This window comes from Dyadobacter soli (assembly GCF_900101885.1).
GTDB classification, from domain to species: Bacteria; Bacteroidota; Bacteroidia; order Cytophagales; family Spirosomataceae; genus Dyadobacter; species Dyadobacter soli.
The window spans coordinates 284,683-300,437 of sequence record NZ_FNAN01000011.1 but is presented as its reverse complement, the minus strand read 5'-3'; the positions used below and the strand labels follow the sequence as shown (position 1 = coordinate 300,437).

Below are 15,755 nucleotides of genomic sequence, written 5' to 3'. Positions count from 1 at the left end.
CGGTTATGATCCCGGGGAGTAATGCGAAACTTTTTGCAACTTTTTAGCGCATAGCCTGTCCAATCACCAGCTATGGACCAGAAAGAACCTTACAGACCCAGCGACCGTCAACTCGTAGAAAGGGTGCTCAGCGGCAACACCAGGGCTTTCGGTATGATTATTAAAGATACTGAAACGCTGGTGGCGCAAATCGTGTTCAGAATGATTGCTGGCCACGACCAGCGCCGTGATGTTGCCCAGGACATTTACGTGAAGGTCTTTCAAAAGCTGGAGAGCTTCCGGTTTCAATCCAAACTTTCGACATGGATCGCGCGAATCGCCTACAATACCTGTATAAATCAACTAGAAAAGAACAAGTCAACGCCATCTCTGCTGGTTGATCAGATACTGTATGAAACCAGCAGCGAGGACGATACTTCTCACTGGGAGCCTGCCGACGCAAGTGACCTGGTAGATGAGCTGATTCAGGAAGAATTCTCAGGACTACTTCAATCCGCATTGGAGAGATTGCCGCCGCTATATAAACTGCTTATTACACTGTACCATCAGCAGGAATTGAGCTATCATCAGATCTGCGAGATTGTTGCCCTTCCGGAAGGGACCGTTAAAAGCTACCTGTTCCGGGCCCGCAGAATGCTCAGGGACCGCATACAAACTATTTACAACCAAGGAATATGAAGCCAGAAGAACATTTAACAGACGATGCTATTCAGCAGCTCGCATTAGGAGAAACAATAGTCGACTCTTCCATTAGCGCTCATGCGGGTAGCTGCCCGAGTTGCGCGGCTCAGGTAAGGCTTTACCGGCAGATTAACCTCAGTTTGGCTAGGATTCCCTCCGAGGCCTTCGACTTTGAGCTTGCACCGCTTGTAATGGCAAGCCTATCGGCTGAAAAATCCTCAACCAAGACTGATTCAATATTCGCCTTCTTTATCGCAGCAGTCGGCATCGCCGCGGCGGGCGGTCTGCTCTGGCAAATCCATGCCAGTTTAGAGATTAAATTGTTCGCAGCCCGCCAGGTACTGCTTGATGGGGTGATGCTGATAGGTGGTCTGCTGTTCCTTTTTCTGGCATTTAGCGCCTGGCAGAGCTATGCCCGAAAAATTGGAAAGCTAAATGAATCGAAAGTCTTGCAACAATTGTCTGCGGGAGCTGTCTAACCTGAAAACGAGCTTAGAACCATGAAATCCATACTTTCACTTATATCCTTGATATTCCTTCCCGCGCTGGCTGTCGCCCAGCCTGTAAGAACAATCTATGTCGACCGCGACCAGGTGGCCCTTGCCGTGACTTTGCTGCTGGTTGTTTTTGTGCTCGGATTTCTTTTAGAGCTCACCAACCGGTACTTCCGCTACCGCATTAAAGAAAAGATCCTCGAATCAGCTGTGACAGATGAGCTCGCAGCGCTTATTCTGCAACCAGACCACAAGGAAAAACTTCGGTCATGCGTGAAATGGCTGGCAATCTGGCTCGGATTGGCGCTGGGCCTGGCGGCAGTGGCGCTGACTGGTGCAGCTGACTGGGCTGCGGTGGCCATCATCTGTTTATGTTTGTCGGGCAGCTTTCTAGGCTACTACATTTTCCTTAAAAGAACTGATCACTAACACTTTCTAAATCCATCAGCCATGAAGTATTTTTCAACGCCCGTTCTGCGGGTAAGGGTTTTTACTGTCTTTTTGACCATAATATCGCTGCCGATGGGATGGGCTTGCGCTCAATCTAACCCTGACTATGATTTTAATCGGATGCTGGAAGCTTCTGCTGTTAGAGAGGACTTTAGCGCTTTTCGCGCGGCAATAGATCAGCATCACCCCGACCTTTATCGCTACCGGTCAAAGCAATCCCTGGACGGCTTGCTGGACAGTTGCCAGGCAAGCATAAAAGGCCCGATGAATCTGGTTGAATTTAATAATCTGGTGCGCTATGCGGTAAGCGCGATTGAATGTGGTCACACAAGCGCAGGCATGACAGGTGAAATGATGGAACAATACGCAGTAAGCACTCCTGTGTTTCCGTTGAAGCTCTGGTTTGCAGGTGCACGGGCGTTTGTGCTTTGTAGTAAAACTGAAAACGCGCCTGCCGGTTCGGAGATCCTCTCGATTGACGGTGAGCCTATTGAGCAGATACGTCAGAGACTGATGCGCTACCTTCCATCGGATGGCAAGATCCAGACCAAGAAAAACGCGACGCTGAACAACGATGCATTCGTGCTTCTCTACAATTTCGTTTATGGGGCAAAAGCGAGCTTTCAGGTAAGCTTGATCCCTCCCGGGGCGAGCAGCCGAGAAATTGGCCTTCAGTCAACCGGGTTTAAACAGACGCTTTGCCCGGCTTACAAGACAGGCATTAATGGAAAGCCACTTGAGATCACCTACCATGCCGGCAGCATAGCGCTGCTGGGTATCCGAACATTCACAGAGCCTGACATGCCTGCCTTCTTAGAAACAACATTTCAAGCGCTCGCACAAAAAGATGTAGATCATCTGATCATTGACCTGCGCGGCAACGGGGGCGGTCAGGACATGTACGGCGCATTGCTTTACTCCTACCTGACCACCGAGCCGTTTCGGTACTTCTCAGCCCTTACATCCAGGGAAAAACCGGTCATGACCACCAGTGATCATGCCGGGCTTGAAGTCCAGCAACCCTCCAAAACCCGGTTTACGGGTAAAGTCGTCATTCTCACTGACGGAAGGACATTTTCTACGGCAGCGGACTTTTGCGCAATAGCCCGCAGCAACGGCCGCGCTGTCTTTGTCGGCGAAGAAACCGGCGGTGGCTATCAAGGCAACAATTCGGGAGGGACTCTCAGGCAGACCCTGCCCCATACCGGTCTTCAAATATCGGTTCCGACCATCCGGTATACGAATGCTGTCAGACCGGGCCAGCAGACAGGTCAGGGCATAATACCTGACTACCCGGTTGCTGCCTCTGTTTCGGATATGCTGGAAGGCAGGGATACACAACTTGAAACAGCCATTCGAATCTGCAATGATTGATCCCCAGCGAAATTCAGCATTCAATGTTTGCGCTTCAACCGGGGGACTTGAAGGTAAAAATCCAGGGTCATCGCAAGACCTGACGGCCTTACCGGCAAGGCACCCTCGACAAGCTTGGTAGTTATGTTTTTGCGGTAGCCCACCGAGAGTTCAACCCCTGCCCAGTCTCCCAGCCTCCGGTTATAGCTCATACCCAAATCCACATCGACGCGTCTGTAAACAGAGGGCGACGGCAATGCCGATGGATTTGTGTAGTAGGTTCTTGTAACAGATTCTCCGCGAAGATAAATGATGTCATTTCTGGACAGGTTTTGTCGCCATGCGACCCGCTTAGGCAGCATCATCTCAATTCCTGAGTGTGACGAAAAATTGTAGTTAAAGATAAAAACAGGCAAAATAATCATCTTATAGCTTTGATTGACCATTATACCGGCCCCGATTTCCTTGTCGACGGACTTTTTCCTTAGAAGAGCTGCCGAGACGGTGTAATTGAGCGGAATATCTTTCAGAGAAAGCTCGGAGGAGTTACCGCTCTTGTTGAAATGCGAGGTAGCAACCACCCATAAGGCGCTATCCAGCCTTACGAAGGAATTCAAATCCAGCCCGTAAGAGCGCAGGTTCCATCCTGCCATGCTCCGGATCGGATTTTCACCAGCCGATTTTGATTCGAACTGCTCAGTCCGGTAGTTGGGTCCAAGAAGCACCGTCACATTTTTAGCATGCACGACCGGTAGCCATGCACGGACAAAGTATTCTTCATAGGTGTAGGTTTTCGGGCCGGCGTTTGCAAAGTTGTAGACCTTACCGGGAGAATGCGTATTTCTGAACGTGATCCATTTGGACGGCGCCATTCCCGAAAGCCCGGGCTGTGTCGACTGGCAAACGGCATGGCCACTGACAAGGCATAAGAAAGCGGCAGCCGCTTTCCGGCAAAAAGAAAACATAGTGTCTTGCTTAGATACGTGTAAGGAACTGGCCTTCTGATATTTGACACCCGGAAGACCTCGTATTTGGCAAACATTTTCCCACGCCTGTAAAGTTCCATGCTACACGCTTTCAAGCAACACCAACAACAAGCTTTATAAATAAGCCCGAAAGCATAACCGCAGTAATATATACGTTCTTTAAAAACAATTCAGAATTCAGTTTAAGCTTTACGTTTTTGAACCTTTATATGTGTTCTGAAAAGTAAGAAAAACCTAAAACCCGGCTTTTGATAGAATATTTTAGAAAACACTATGGCATATTTGAGGCAATATTGGTGGAAATTTCTTTCAGTACTAATTCTCTTCTACGTTTTCGTTGCCGGCCTGATTAATTCAGTCCCCCGCCTGCCGATCCTGAATGAAACGATACGGAATTCATTCTACCATCCGCCTTTGTGGATTGCTATGATGACCCTGCTGCTACTGTCAGCGGTTTTCTCTATTCGGTTTCTAAGCAAGGGAAAGATGCTCGATGATTTGTGGGCCATTGAATTCGCCAATACGGCAATACTGTTCGGCGTGCTAGGCTGCATCACCGGATCGGTTTGGGCATATTTTGCCTGGGGCGATTTCTGGCCCAATGACCCGAAAACCAATGGTGTGGCAGTCGGGATGCTGCTCTATGTGGCATACTTTATACTTCGTGCTTCATTTGAAGATGAACTAAGGCGTGCCCGGGTGTCAGCAATCTATAATATTTTCGCGTTTGCCATGTTCATCCCGCTTATCATGATCCTGCCGCGTTTGACCGACTCGCTGCATCCTGGCAATGGAGGTAATCCGGGATTCAATCAATACGATCAGGACAAAAGCATCACCATGATCATTCGCCCGGCATTCATCGGCTTTACCATGCTCGGTTTATGGATTACCCAGCTCAGGTTCCGCACGCGCCGGATAGAAATAGTGCTTGACGACCAGCAGGTAAATGAAAAGATCAGCCAGACCTGTATTTCCAATGAATAGTTTATCTAAATATGCAGCACGATTCTGTTTCCTGCTTTCGGCGCTGCTTCCTTTAGTATCCAATGCCCAGCCCCAAGGCCCGGTGGCCAGATTACTTCGGCAGGATGGTAAGCTATGGGTGGTGATTACAGTGATCGCCATCGTGCTTACAGGGCTTCTTTTCTATTTGTCGAGGTTGAACAGAAGGGTGAAGCGTCTAACAAGGAGCGAGCGGCATAAGCCGGGTCTAAACTAGCATTCCAGAAATTCGAATTTTGAATTCGAAATATCTTCAAAGTCGCCGATTAGTTTGCCTGAAAAACAGGTTAACATATGAAGCGTCTACCAATATTATTTGCGGTTCTGCTGGCGGCAAACCAAGCTTTTGCGCAAGGCGACAGCACCTCATACTTTGAGTTCCGTAAGATTTCTGAGAGTGATCTGGCAAAAAAACGGGAGGGCACTTTCGTGACAGGTCTTCCCGATTTTTCCTCTGATCCCGTCGCGGATTTTGGCTTTGGCGCCAGAACGAACATCTTTTGGAATAGCAAGCGGCAAGACCGTCTTTTCGCCTATAAGCCGCTGGCGTCTTCATCTTCTGAGAACCCTATCAGCGGCCAAGCGATGATCTTGGCGTGCAAAAACCTGGGATTCGACAATTGCTTGAAATACGGTGGACACAATCACCAATTCATGATGAGGTGCGACATTCCGGTGAAACCACTAGAGCTGTATTTGGATACAAAGTCGATAGGCAGGCAATTGCAAGCTTCGATGCAAAATCACTTCCTTTTTTTGACGACAAGCAAATGCTGCAGTGCAGGATCCTGGTTGATTTGTGCCAGCACCTGATCGACAATTTCCTGGACATCCTGCTTAATTTGGGAGAATGTCCTGCGAACCGCATCAGACGACACCTCTCGCACGGAAGGTATGGGTTTGAAAGCGTCCTGCTCGGCAGCAAGCGCCTTGTGATCATTGATAATCCGGCAGTGAAACGCTTTTAAGGGCATAAGCTCGTCGGGATTGTCGGCAACCATACCCACGAATTCGCCCGAGCTTAGCGCGGCGATTTTGGATGCGGGAACTGCCAGATCTAGCTGCATCGAGCTGGCCACAGTGGTGTCTGTCCGGTTAACCGAAAGTACGGTTCGCCCCTGCTGTATCTTGCCAAAACGCTCGGACAGCTGCTTGGCTGTTTCGCCCGAGACTTGCCCGCTGATCAGATTTCCGGTGATGTTCATCAGTACGTCAGCCTGCTCCTTTCCGTAATCCTTCCTGAGCTGACTGAAGTCCTGCACAGCGAGCGTGGTAGCTACTTTATTGGAGCGGGCGGTGGCAATCAGTGAGTCAATATTATTGAGGTAAATGGTGGGAAACTCGTCAAAAATCAGGCTGCTTTTTAGTTTTCCTTTAGTGTTAACCAGTTTAATGAGCCGGGTAACAAACAGTGAAACGACTGCTCCATAAATTTGCACTTTTTGAGGATTGTTTCCGATACAAACAATTTTCGGCGAATCGGGACTATTTATATCAAGTGTCAGATCATTTCCCGATAAAACGAAATACAGCTGGGGAGATGATAAACGGGCAAGGGCAATTTTGGCCGAAGCGATCTGGCCTTCAAGCTGCTCCATGGCATCGTTCTGGTACGCACTGATAAAAGGGTTAACCAGCACCTCGATCTCCTTTTCGGTTCGTAGCACTGAAAAAAGCTGCTCATAATCGGTTTGCATAAGCTCGATTACATGGGGTAAAGTGCAGTATTCTCCATCCTGGTACCGCCTAAGAAACCAGATAACGGCTGTTAGAAAATTAATCGAAGATTCCACAAAGAAATCCCCTTGCTTTTTGATCCATTCCCGGTTGAGGCCCATCAGAATTGTCCTGGCCGATTCTGCAGCATCGGTGATATCATGCATGCTGGCTGGCTCCAATGGGTTACAGCGGTGGGTTTTTGACAGGTCATCGAAATTGATGGTATAGAATGTGGGGGCAACCTTATAGCGAGCTTTGTTTTTTAAGTAATTATTATAGGCGATCACCGACAGGTCGTCGAATTTAAAATCGTAAATGAAAAGTGAAAACCCCTTCCTGATATGCTGGCTGATGATGTGCCGGATGATAAAATAGCTCTTACCCGACCCGGGTGAGCCCAAAACGAGCAGGCCGCGGAAGGGGTTGATCAAGTTAATCCAGCTCTTTCGCCGCTTGCCTTTCAGGCTGTATTCGGCAGGAAGATTGACCGAATACTGGTTTTCAAGCAGCCGCTCCTGCTGGGGGAAAGATTCATTCTCACTGTTAAAAATATCCCCGCCGAGCTTGATCTGAATTACCCTCGACAGCAGCGTTGTTCCCGAAAGAACCATCACAAAACCCAGCGAGCAGCTCAAAATATACGCCCAGGCAAGCGTGGATAAATCTGCTCTGAATAAGAGAACTCCACCAGATGCCCAATAAATTAATAGGCCGGGCAGTAACACGTTAAGGCCAGTTTGTAAGCTCATATCCTGTTGCTTTCTGCCCTTTGTTCCAATCAGCGAAACGATTAGCAGGCCCAGCGAGATCAATTTGGATTTAGCCATACTGCTAAACATCCCGGTTTTGATGATGTTTACTAAAACACGGTCTGTAAAGGAGCTGACAAGGTGATGGCTGGCAAAAAAAGCGTAGCAACTATAATAAAAATGCAGCGCCAGGATGGCGATGGCAATCAGCCGGGTCATCTCAGAGATGCGCGCCAGGGCTTGTTGATTTTCTGATGTTTGCGAGGCCATTGTGTTATTTTTTTAGGCTACAAAGATTTTCTTCTGGTCTTTTTTTTGGGTTGGCGAACCGGATACGGCACGGTGGGATCGCCCCTCTGTGACTGCAAAAGTTCGCTCAGGAGCCTTGTTGTATCCTGATCAGCCTCTGGCATACCAAGGGGCCTGCCACCTGGTTCAGAGTCTGTTTCCAAGCTGACACGCTCCCGGATTTGCAGCGGCGGAGTATGATGAATTTGCGCTTGGGAAGCTATCGAATCAATGGCGGCTTGTACAGCCTTAGCACTATAGGGTTTGCCCAGATCGCTGCCGTTAAATACAGTTTTGGTCCGGTGGTCAACATAAGTCAGACCGTAGAGCACACCGCTGTCGCTGGCCCGCTTAACCAGCGTTACCCCCTGCTGGCGCAGGGCGGTAGAAAATGCCGAAAGCGACGGCGTCGAGCGCCTTGCAAGGGTCATGTCGATCGTATTTCTTAATCTGACTGAATGCTTTTTGCGCTGAATAGCTCCTGCTTCAAATCGCGCCTGCAACCGCCCAAGGGTTGGTTTAAAATAAAAATCGCTGGCCTTGATGGGCACTCCGAGCTTTTCTCCATTCGGCCCGAGCACCCTGAAAACCAGTCCTTGCCGCTGCTGGATGCGTGATCCCTGACCGCCTGTGTCTGCAAGCACCCGGTATTGAGCCAGCACGGCATTAAGCTCGGAAACAGAAGTGAAATGATATTCTTTGAGCACGGTCTGTAAGACGTTCGAAATGGCCTGCTTGGTCTGAGCCCTGCCGTACTCGACGATTGATGCGGGCACCGGCGAGAGCTTAAACACCGATCTTTTATGGTCCTCCGCCCGGACAAGTCCATAATCGTTTTCGATTTCTTTTCGGGCCACTTCCGAGCGGATTTTTCCGATGTTATGTAATTTGATGTTGCTGCCGTCGGGCCGGATGTTAGTCGTGACAATATGTACGTGTTGGTGCCCGGCATCCAGGTGCTCATACAGCAAGTATGGCTGGTTTTCAAAGCCGATCTTTTCCAGGTAAACCCCTGCAACCTCTTTGAGCGTAACCGTATCCAGGCGGTCCTCCGCAGCGAAATTCAATGAAATATGAAGCGTGTTGACCTTTATGCGCGTGTTCAGATCGATCAGATCCTGCAACCGCGAAAGCTTCTGATGAAAGTTAAGATCATCGGCATCACGCGTGTAATAGCCCGCATCGATGCATTTGGCCACACCGCGGGTTACCTTATGCTCGTTGTAGTTGACAGCTTCCCTCAGGCTGGCCCCGCTATGGATTACCGCGACCATTTTTGTGATAGTTCAGTGATCGACCGGGCAGCCTGCTCGATGTGGGTAATTAGCCTTCTGCGGTCGAGCTCGTAGGTGAGAAGCCACTGCTCAAAGTCTTTAATCCGGGCAAGGCTGTTAAGTTTTTTTACCGCCTGATTGTAGTTTGCGCCTAGCCTGGATAGCTCAGTCCGAAGGCCGGCCAGCTGTTCTGTAAGCGCATCTGTCGAGGCGTCCCGGGAAAGGATTCTTACAGGCTTTCCCAGCAACTTCCGTCTGGCAAAGTCGCTAATTTTTCGATCTGTGGTTCTGGAAAACTGCTCTGAAATCTCAGCAAATTCCTCCTCTGTCAGTCTGACGTTGACCCATTTGGTCCTTTTTTGCTTCCCCTCTTCCATGGTCTTCACTTTTACTTTTTCAGGTCACTTCTACCAAAGGCCACACGAGTTCCGAGTGAGTGGCCCTGCCCCTGTGGCAGCCAGATCCATTGTTACACGCGGCATGCCGCGTGTAACAATGGTACATCTGGCCAACCACTGGAATGACAGGTGGTTGCAGCGCCCGGCGGCGCTCGTAGGTTACCGAAAGGCGTCTGCGAAGTTTTACCAAAGCTGTTTCAAAAGCTTTCGCTGCCCGCTGAACCCGTTATGACCAGGGCGAAAATAAGGCGCGATCCGCCTAGAAAAATGACCCCTTTAAATTCTAAATGGGTGAAAATCAGCACTGCGCCATTTCTTTGCGACTGTTCACAAAACGATCAAAACCATTTTATGGAAACAAAAATTGAGATCCGGATGCTATTTGAAACATTGCTTTCAAGCCCGGGAATGACAGACCAGGTAAAACTGGAACTAAAGGTTTCACGCCAGACGGCGCTGCTACTGACCACTGCTGTTAAGGCGGGCTTATCAGCTGCCAAAAACGAAAACTCGCTGTTGTCTTTCGCCGAAGCTTCGGCGAGCGCCGAGCTGAACGGGGTGCTGGATGCGATCCTTGAAAAGGCTGGGCTTACACAGACAAGCAAAAAGCTGGCGGCCTTAGGTTAACCCTCCAAAGCGAAAAACTCGCCTGACGGGTCAGGCGAGTTTTTACGTTCTTCGAAGTCATCAGAGCTGTCCTTGCTCTGCGAACGAGTAGAACCCTTCGGCTGTCAGAATCAGGTGATCTAATAATTCTATCTCCATCAGTTGGCTGACTTCCTTGATGCGCAGCGTCAAAAGGCGGTCCTGAGGGGAAGGCAAAAGCGTTCCTGACGGATGGTTATGGGCGAGAATGATACCAGTAGCCGATGCCTTAAGGGCCGCTGCGAAAATCAGCCTTATATCGGCAGTCGTTGAAGTGATCCCGCCACGACATACGTTGTAGATACCCAGCACCAGGTTACCCCGGTTTAACAGCAGTACTTTAAACTCTTCGATAAAACCCAACTTTCCGGCATTCCAGCTGCTACGGAGAATCCCGTAAGAGCTGGCCGGAGAAGTTACTTTCGGACGATCTGTGACCTTGTAGGACGGTGTGTAGATCAGCTCGATTTCTGCAACCTGAAAGCAATCCGAGAATTTTTGAGTGGTTTCCATAATCATTTACGGTTAAGTGAATTATGGTGCACCCATTGGGGCAGGCGCGATAAGGCGCGCAAAGCAACGGAATAAATGAAAGGTCGCGGGATGGGATCACACCGAATGCTTTGCATTTGATGTGATCGTGTTTATGCCGGAAATTTTGCGCGGCTTCCATCGCGGCTGAGCCCTAACTTTGCATCGTAAGAAGCGATACCGCCTTTTAATTCCGCTTTGCGCTATTCAGCCGCAAAATTCAACAACAAAAACGCCCATGAGCAGCGCATTCGCGACTCTGGAAAGTGCCCGCTGCTCATACCGCAAAAATGGCCGCCCCCGGTTGGGGCGGCCACGATTTTTCCGCCAGCTACCACTAGACGCCGGTGCAGATTATGTGTCTGCCCCGGCGCTTACCAAAAGCTAATTTGCGTTAAAAATATCAGGGCCGTAATCTGAAAACCCTTGACATAAGTTAAAGGCAGCCTGTCCACGTTGGGCGGCGTTACCTCCCAGCAGGATTGACGCTAGTTTATCTTCCCCGGTTTTATAGCTACGCACAATCTGAAAATAGCCGGTGACCGCATTGTATGCGCCAAATACGGTTCCTTCGGTGGTAGGAAGGCACTGGTCGGGGCTAGTGAAGGCGTACTGTAAAACACGGTCTACTGTATTGTTGAATTGGGATGAGAGCTGCTCAAAATTGCCATCCTGAATCTTGCCCAGCGTCTCCTTGCCGGATGCCATGGCCATTTGAATCAATTTTTTGAGTTGCCCATCGGTAATTTTGACCTTGGCCCAACGGTTAAAAACTGCCTCGGCGTGAACTGATGCTTTGGCAGCGAGTCCCATTAGTTTGTGCGCCTGCGCAAGCCTCTCTGTGGCGCTTGCTGTATGGCGGATTCTGACGGCCGAACTGACCGCGTCCATTGCGGCGCCAAGTGTATTCTGACAAACTATTCGCACCGGCGTGAATGCAACTGTGATGCTGCCAGAGCCGTCATGAGAATTTGTCAAAAACAGGTACTGCTCGATCAGATCGTCCTTGCCGACCACGATATGATCGTCAATTTTGGCAGTAATAAAAATCCGCTCTCCTGCTCCAAGCGCCCCCGCCGTTTCGTAACGAATCCCTTTGCCGTCTGCGATGCTGTCAAAAAAGGTGAATGCATCCTGGTTCTGAACGATCTGGTAGCCACCTCCGACCACACCCAGAGGCTTTCCCGTATCAGCACGGCTTGTCGCGTAGTAGCCCGGCACAGTGGTTAGCTCATCGGGAAAAATTGTGATGTTCTCAGGCAGCTGCTGATGAATCTGGCTGGTGAAAAGTGGGGTCTTGACTACCTGATAATCCAGACCTGCATGCTGGATTGCCTCGCCGCTAGACTGGCAGCCGTCAACGATCTGACCCAAACCATGCCACGGCTTTTCCTTGACCGAAAAAAATGCGTGCTTACCTGTACCTTGGTTGAAATGAATGTTGTGCGACATGAGCTTAAAGATTTTGAGTGAAAAAATAAACCTGATCTTCCGCCCTTGTTTTCAGGATCTGACTGCCAAAAAACACCATGGTTTTGACCCAAAGAAAAACAAGAAAAAAAGAAAGCTCAGCCCCAATCCAGGCCCTGTGGGCCAAAAGGAAGCGGAATAAGGAAGCGGGCAGGGCCCGGCGGTTATGCCGAACATTTTTGGCTTTCCATTACAGCGTCATGACCCGGCCTGGATTAGCTTAGCTGCACTTTTGGGCTTGTTTCAGGGCAAAACCTGACAATTCGCTATACCAGATTCCCCGGCTTTCAGCCCCGATTTTCCAGCCTTGGGCCCAATTCGTTTGCCGGTTGCTAAAAAAGAAAGTCATTGAAAGTTTGTAACCTTTCATTGACAAAACACCATGACAGTACTCAAATCCCACCCTTTGGCGCTTCTGAGAAGGCCATTGCTACCTGAAAGCTTGCTCGGATCGGTCAACCGTGCTTTGTGCGCCGACCCGGCCTCACTGGAAGCTCAGATTATCCAGGTGATGAAAAACCTTGATTTTAAAGAAGCCGTTTACCTGGCCTCCCCCGAACTTTACCAGCTTGCCAAGAACCTGGTGGAAACAGGCCGCGTGCCGGGCAAGGAAAAAGTTTTGCTGGCGCTTTACAAGTACCTGATCCGCGCCTGCACCCGCAGCACCCCATTTGGGCTTTTTGCAGGATACACGATCGCCGGCCTGGCGCAAGCAACCAACATCAGCTTCGACGGAAACCTGAAAAAGCACGGCATACTCTCTGGCCAGGTGCTTGAACAAATCGGCGCCAAGCTGGCCGGTTGGGATGCACCTTCAATGCAGGGCATGATCGGTGTTAACACCAGCTTGTACGAGTGCGGTGCGAGTTACAGGTATACAGCCAGGACGGCCGTTTCAACTCAAAATTCAACAGGGCTTGATTTCCGGCAGATCGAGGGCAATCAAATCCTGAGAACGGTCATTGAATTTTGTAAGCCATCAGTAGGCCTGCAAGTCATTACTGACAAACTGACAAGCATAGGGTTAAGCTCGAAAGACAGCCGCGATCTGATTCAGACCCTGGTCCAAGAACAGATCCTGACCACTGGCCCGGAGCGCCCGCTGAGCCTAACTGGCTACCAAAAGCAGCTGGCTTCCAAGGCTGCCACCCATGCCACTGGTGAGATCTTCTCAGCCTTTGAAAAGATGCAAGACGCGCCAATGCGCGGAGCTGACCGCTTCGCGGGATTGACAACTGCACTTGCGGCCGCTGATATCGAGTCAAACGCTCCTGTGCAGATCGATCTTGAATTTGGCGCCCAACGGTGCCAGATAAGCAAAAATGCGGTTAGCGGGATTCTCAAACAGCTCGCAAGGCTGCTGTCTGATAGGGCATCGCCTTCAAGTGGCCTTTTAACCAGCTTTATCCGGCGGTTTTCGAATCGCTATGAAATGCAGCTAGTTCCATTACCGCAGGCCCTTGATCCGGATACCGGCATCGGCTACGGTCATCTGATCAGCCCGTCCCCGCAAAACGAGCAGGTTATGAATCTGCTTAGGCAAGATCAGCCAGCCAGCAATGCCAGTCTGTTCCCCGCTGCATGGATGGAAAGAGCCTACTTTCAGGCAACGGCCACGCGGGGCACGGTATACATGTTGACAGAACAGGACTTGCCCGACGCGGTCAGCAGAAACATAGAGGGCTTTTCTATCCTGGGAAGTATAATCGCCAAAAGCCAGGGCTGTCTTGACAAAGGGGAATATTTATTTGAACTCAAAGGGATTTCAGGTCCTGGTAGCGCGGGGCTTATCGCCCGATTTGCTGATTCTAATCCAGAACTTTGTCAGGCGGTGAGCCAAATGGTAGAATCCGAGCAGACAGATTACGCCGCGGTGGTTTTTGCCGAGATTGCTTATGCTGCAAACGGTGCAGCGGGCCACGTGACGCGGCGCCCGCCGCTTAACCAATATCAAATTTGCTTTTTGACTGGGACCGAAAATGAGATGATCCCACTCGAAGACATTATGGTAGGAGTCAGAGATGGCAAGGCTATACTATTTTCAAAATCGCTGGGCAAGAGGGTGCTGCCCCGGCTGAACAGCGCCCATAATTTCGCCAGCGGGCCCCCGATTTACCGCTTTTTATGTGATCTGGCCAGTCTGGATGCACCTACCCTGTTTTGGGACGGCGCGCTGCCAGCCAGTTACCCATTTTTCCCCCGCGTGCAGTATGGTAGAATCGTTGTCTCAAAAGCGCAATGGCATATTGGCAAATCATTACTGGCTGACATCCCTGAAAGCCCGGATTCACACAAAGCCTGGTGGAGCAAAGTGCGCAGATCGCTTGGGATCCCAAGAATGGTTTACGCCGGGCAGCATGACCGTCAGCTGATTATTGACGGCAACTGCCATGTGGCAATCCGCCTGTTGATCGAGATGCTGCAAAGTCAGCAGGTAGTGCGCCTGACTGAGGTGCTGCGCGCACCCGGTCCCGGACTGCTAACATACAAAGGCAAAAGCTACCGTAATGAAATTGTCATTCCCGTCCGTTCGGCTGGCCATATACGCACCTACCAGGATCTGAAAAGGTCCGAATTTGCCAAAAACAATGTCGTGACTTGCCATCAGGGCTGGTTGTTATAGCCTATCACCTGGCTTACTTTATTCCGGCTTTCGGCGGTGAGCTGCCTGCGTGGCGGCTTGTCAACTCCTACTTTATCTACTATCTGCGTTTCATACCGGTCTTTTACGCGGGGTTGTGGCTGTTTCAAAATCTTCGAAGTGGTGATAGCCTGGTAAGGGTGCTGAGCCTAACCATGCTGGGGCTTGTCACTGTGATGCACCTTGCAAGCACGTTTGTATATTGGCTGCTCGACAAGTGGTATGGACTAGGGAATCTTTCCGAAGCATTTAAAAAACTGGGAAGTCTTTACCTGAAGGAGCCTTCCATGCGAAGCTGGCAGGATTGGCTTGTGTTTGGCTACGATTTACAGGAGCTGCAACTGCTGTTATTTCCAGTCGGACTGAAAATGCTCCAGTACGGCCTGTCCGAAGGCCAGAAGAAGGCAGCGATCGAGCGTCAGCAAATAGAGACTGAGCTCAGGCTGCTCAAATCCCAACTCGAACCACACTTCATCTACAACGTGCTTCTGTCCGCCTATGCTTCGGTTGTTCCCGTCTCAGGCCGTGCGGCGGGTTATCTGAACAGGCTCGCAGGCCTTCTCAGGTACACGCTCTATGAGACTTCATCGGGGTTCGTGCCTTTGAAAAAGGAGCTTGCAAGCCTTAGGAATTACCTGAAACTGGAAACGCTGCGATACGGAAGGCGCCTGAATATTAAGTGGGAGCAGTCCGGCCCTGTGGCCGGCGCCGGATATATTCCGACCCTGGTACTGATCTCGCTTGCAGAAAATGCAGTCAAACATTCAGCCGATGCCCACACCGGACCAAGCCAGATCCACATCAAGCTTGAAGCTACCGAGCAGGAGCTACACTTTACGATTACCAACAATAAGCCCGCGCGAGCTGTCAAAAGACCCAGGCAGGGCCTAGGTCTGCCGACCATCGAGCGCCGGCTGGCGATGCTCTATGAAGGCGTATATCCCTACCAGTTTGAAATCCGGCAGAACCAGCTAAGCTACGGCGTCGTGTTGCGAATCCCGATCCTTGTTTCGATCTAAAACCAGGCATTTTGTCCCTGCCCAGGCGGATTTGAGCCCAATAGATAGGCAG

Annotated in this window: 17 protein-coding genes; 11 read left to right on the top strand and 6 right to left on the bottom strand. The window is 50.3% G+C overall.

Translation table 11 applies throughout. The features are described 5' to 3' along the window. Nucleotides 1–72: 72 nt before the first annotated feature. The 4 genes from BLQ88_RS19885 to BLQ88_RS19870 are packed head-to-tail and all read left to right on the top strand — an operon-like array spanning nt 73 to nt 2,999. A complete protein-coding gene (locus tag BLQ88_RS19885) occupies nt 73–678 on the top strand; it encodes an RNA polymerase sigma factor (RefSeq protein WP_090153696.1) in 606 nt (201 codons plus the stop codon). After that, complete coding sequence (locus tag BLQ88_RS19880) at nt 675–1,160, top strand: hypothetical protein (RefSeq protein WP_090153694.1); 486 nt, start codon at nt 675–677, stop codon at nt 1,158–1,160. Before BLQ88_RS19885 ends, BLQ88_RS19880 begins: the two co-directional genes overlap by 4 nt. Before the next feature lie 21 nt (nt 1,161–1,181). Then, on the top strand, nt 1,182–1,604 hold the full coding sequence (locus tag BLQ88_RS19875) for a hypothetical protein (RefSeq protein WP_143016884.1): 423 nt from the start codon (nt 1,182–1,184) through the stop codon (nt 1,602–1,604). A gap of 21 nt (nt 1,605–1,625) precedes the next feature. Next, on the top strand, nt 1,626–2,999 hold the full coding sequence (locus BLQ88_RS19870) for a S41 family peptidase (RefSeq protein ID WP_090153691.1): 1,374 nt from the start codon (nt 1,626–1,628) through the stop codon (nt 2,997–2,999). Nucleotides 3,000–3,019: 20 nt separating this feature from the next. On the opposite strand, the gene BLQ88_RS19865 is transcribed toward BLQ88_RS19870, so the two are convergent. After that, nucleotides 3,020–3,943, bottom strand: a complete 924-nt coding sequence (locus tag BLQ88_RS19865) for a hypothetical protein (RefSeq protein WP_090153690.1) — start codon at nt 3,941–3,943, stop codon at nt 3,020–3,022. Between the two features lie 303 nt (nt 3,944–4,246). On the opposite strand from BLQ88_RS19865, the gene ccsA reads away from it, so the two are divergent. The 3 genes from ccsA to BLQ88_RS36475 all read left to right on the top strand — a co-directional run bounded on the left by ccsA (nt 4,247) and on the right by BLQ88_RS36475 (nt 5,782). Next, complete coding sequence (gene ccsA, locus BLQ88_RS19860; protein ID WP_090153850.1) at nt 4,247–4,951, top strand: cytochrome c biogenesis protein CcsA; 705 nt, start codon at nt 4,247–4,249, stop codon at nt 4,949–4,951. Further along, on the top strand, nt 4,914–5,186 hold the full coding sequence (locus tag BLQ88_RS37235; RefSeq protein WP_310590149.1) for a CcmD family protein: 273 nt from the start codon (nt 4,914–4,916) through the stop codon (nt 5,184–5,186). The genes ccsA and BLQ88_RS37235 overlap by 38 nt, the downstream gene beginning before the upstream one ends. Nucleotides 5,187–5,263: 77 nt before the next feature. Next, nucleotides 5,264–5,782, top strand: a complete 519-nt coding sequence (locus tag BLQ88_RS36475; protein ID WP_143016883.1) for a DUF5982 domain-containing protein — start codon at nt 5,264–5,266, stop codon at nt 5,780–5,782. Here BLQ88_RS36475 and mobC read toward each other — a convergent pair. Genes mobC through BLQ88_RS19840 form a run of 3 tightly spaced genes read right to left on the bottom strand, consistent with a single transcriptional unit; the run spans nt 5,713 to nt 9,376 of the window. Next, a complete protein-coding gene (mobC, locus tag BLQ88_RS19850) occupies nt 5,713–7,707 on the bottom strand; it encodes a conjugal transfer protein MobC (RefSeq protein WP_090153686.1) in 1,995 nt (664 codons plus the stop codon). The genes BLQ88_RS36475 and mobC overlap by 70 nt on opposite strands. 17 nt (nt 7,708–7,724) lie before the next feature. Then, complete coding sequence (locus BLQ88_RS19845; RefSeq protein ID WP_090153684.1) at nt 7,725–8,999, bottom strand: relaxase/mobilization nuclease domain-containing protein; 1,275 nt, start codon at nt 8,997–8,999, stop codon at nt 7,725–7,727. Further along, a complete protein-coding gene (locus tag BLQ88_RS19840) occupies nt 8,987–9,376 on the bottom strand; it encodes a plasmid mobilization protein (RefSeq protein WP_090153683.1) in 390 nt (129 codons plus the stop codon). Before BLQ88_RS19840 ends, BLQ88_RS19845 begins: the two co-directional genes overlap by 13 nt. A 372-nt stretch (nt 9,377–9,748) precedes the next feature. Between BLQ88_RS19840 and BLQ88_RS19835 the strand changes: the two genes are divergently transcribed. Further along, nucleotides 9,749–10,024 (top strand): hypothetical protein, encoded by a 276-nt coding sequence (locus BLQ88_RS19835; protein ID WP_090153681.1) that lies wholly within the window; start codon nt 9,749–9,751, stop codon nt 10,022–10,024. Nucleotides 10,025–10,084: 60 nt separating this feature from the next. Here BLQ88_RS19835 and BLQ88_RS19830 read toward each other — a convergent pair whose 3' ends face one another. Further along, a complete protein-coding gene (locus tag BLQ88_RS19830) occupies nt 10,085–10,555 on the bottom strand; it encodes a JAB domain-containing protein (protein ID WP_090153848.1) in 471 nt (156 codons plus the stop codon). A 402-nt stretch (nt 10,556–10,957) separates the two neighbouring features. Further along, nucleotides 10,958–12,025, bottom strand: coding sequence for a DUF932 domain-containing protein (locus BLQ88_RS19825; RefSeq protein ID WP_090153679.1), 1,068 nt, complete (start codon nt 12,023–12,025; stop codon nt 10,958–10,960). Between BLQ88_RS19825 and BLQ88_RS36770 the strand changes: the two genes are divergently transcribed. The 3 genes from BLQ88_RS36770 to BLQ88_RS19815 all read left to right on the top strand — a co-directional run bounded on the left by BLQ88_RS36770 (nt 12,024) and on the right by BLQ88_RS19815 (nt 15,703). Next, nucleotides 12,024–12,185 (top strand): hypothetical protein, encoded by a 162-nt coding sequence (locus BLQ88_RS36770; RefSeq protein ID WP_176885032.1) that lies wholly within the window; start codon nt 12,024–12,026, stop codon nt 12,183–12,185. The genes BLQ88_RS19825 and BLQ88_RS36770 overlap by 2 nt on opposite strands. A gap of 240 nt (nt 12,186–12,425) precedes the next feature. Continuing rightward, nucleotides 12,426–14,666: a lantibiotic dehydratase family protein gene (locus BLQ88_RS19820; RefSeq protein ID WP_090153677.1), complete on the top strand. Its 2,241-nt coding sequence runs from the start codon at nt 12,426–12,428 to the stop codon at nt 14,664–14,666. Continuing rightward, nucleotides 14,642–15,703 (top strand): sensor histidine kinase, encoded by a 1,062-nt coding sequence (locus BLQ88_RS19815; protein WP_090153675.1) that lies wholly within the window; start codon nt 14,642–14,644, stop codon nt 15,701–15,703. The genes BLQ88_RS19820 and BLQ88_RS19815 overlap by 25 nt, the downstream gene beginning before the upstream one ends. Nucleotides 15,704–15,755 lie beyond the last annotated feature (52 nt).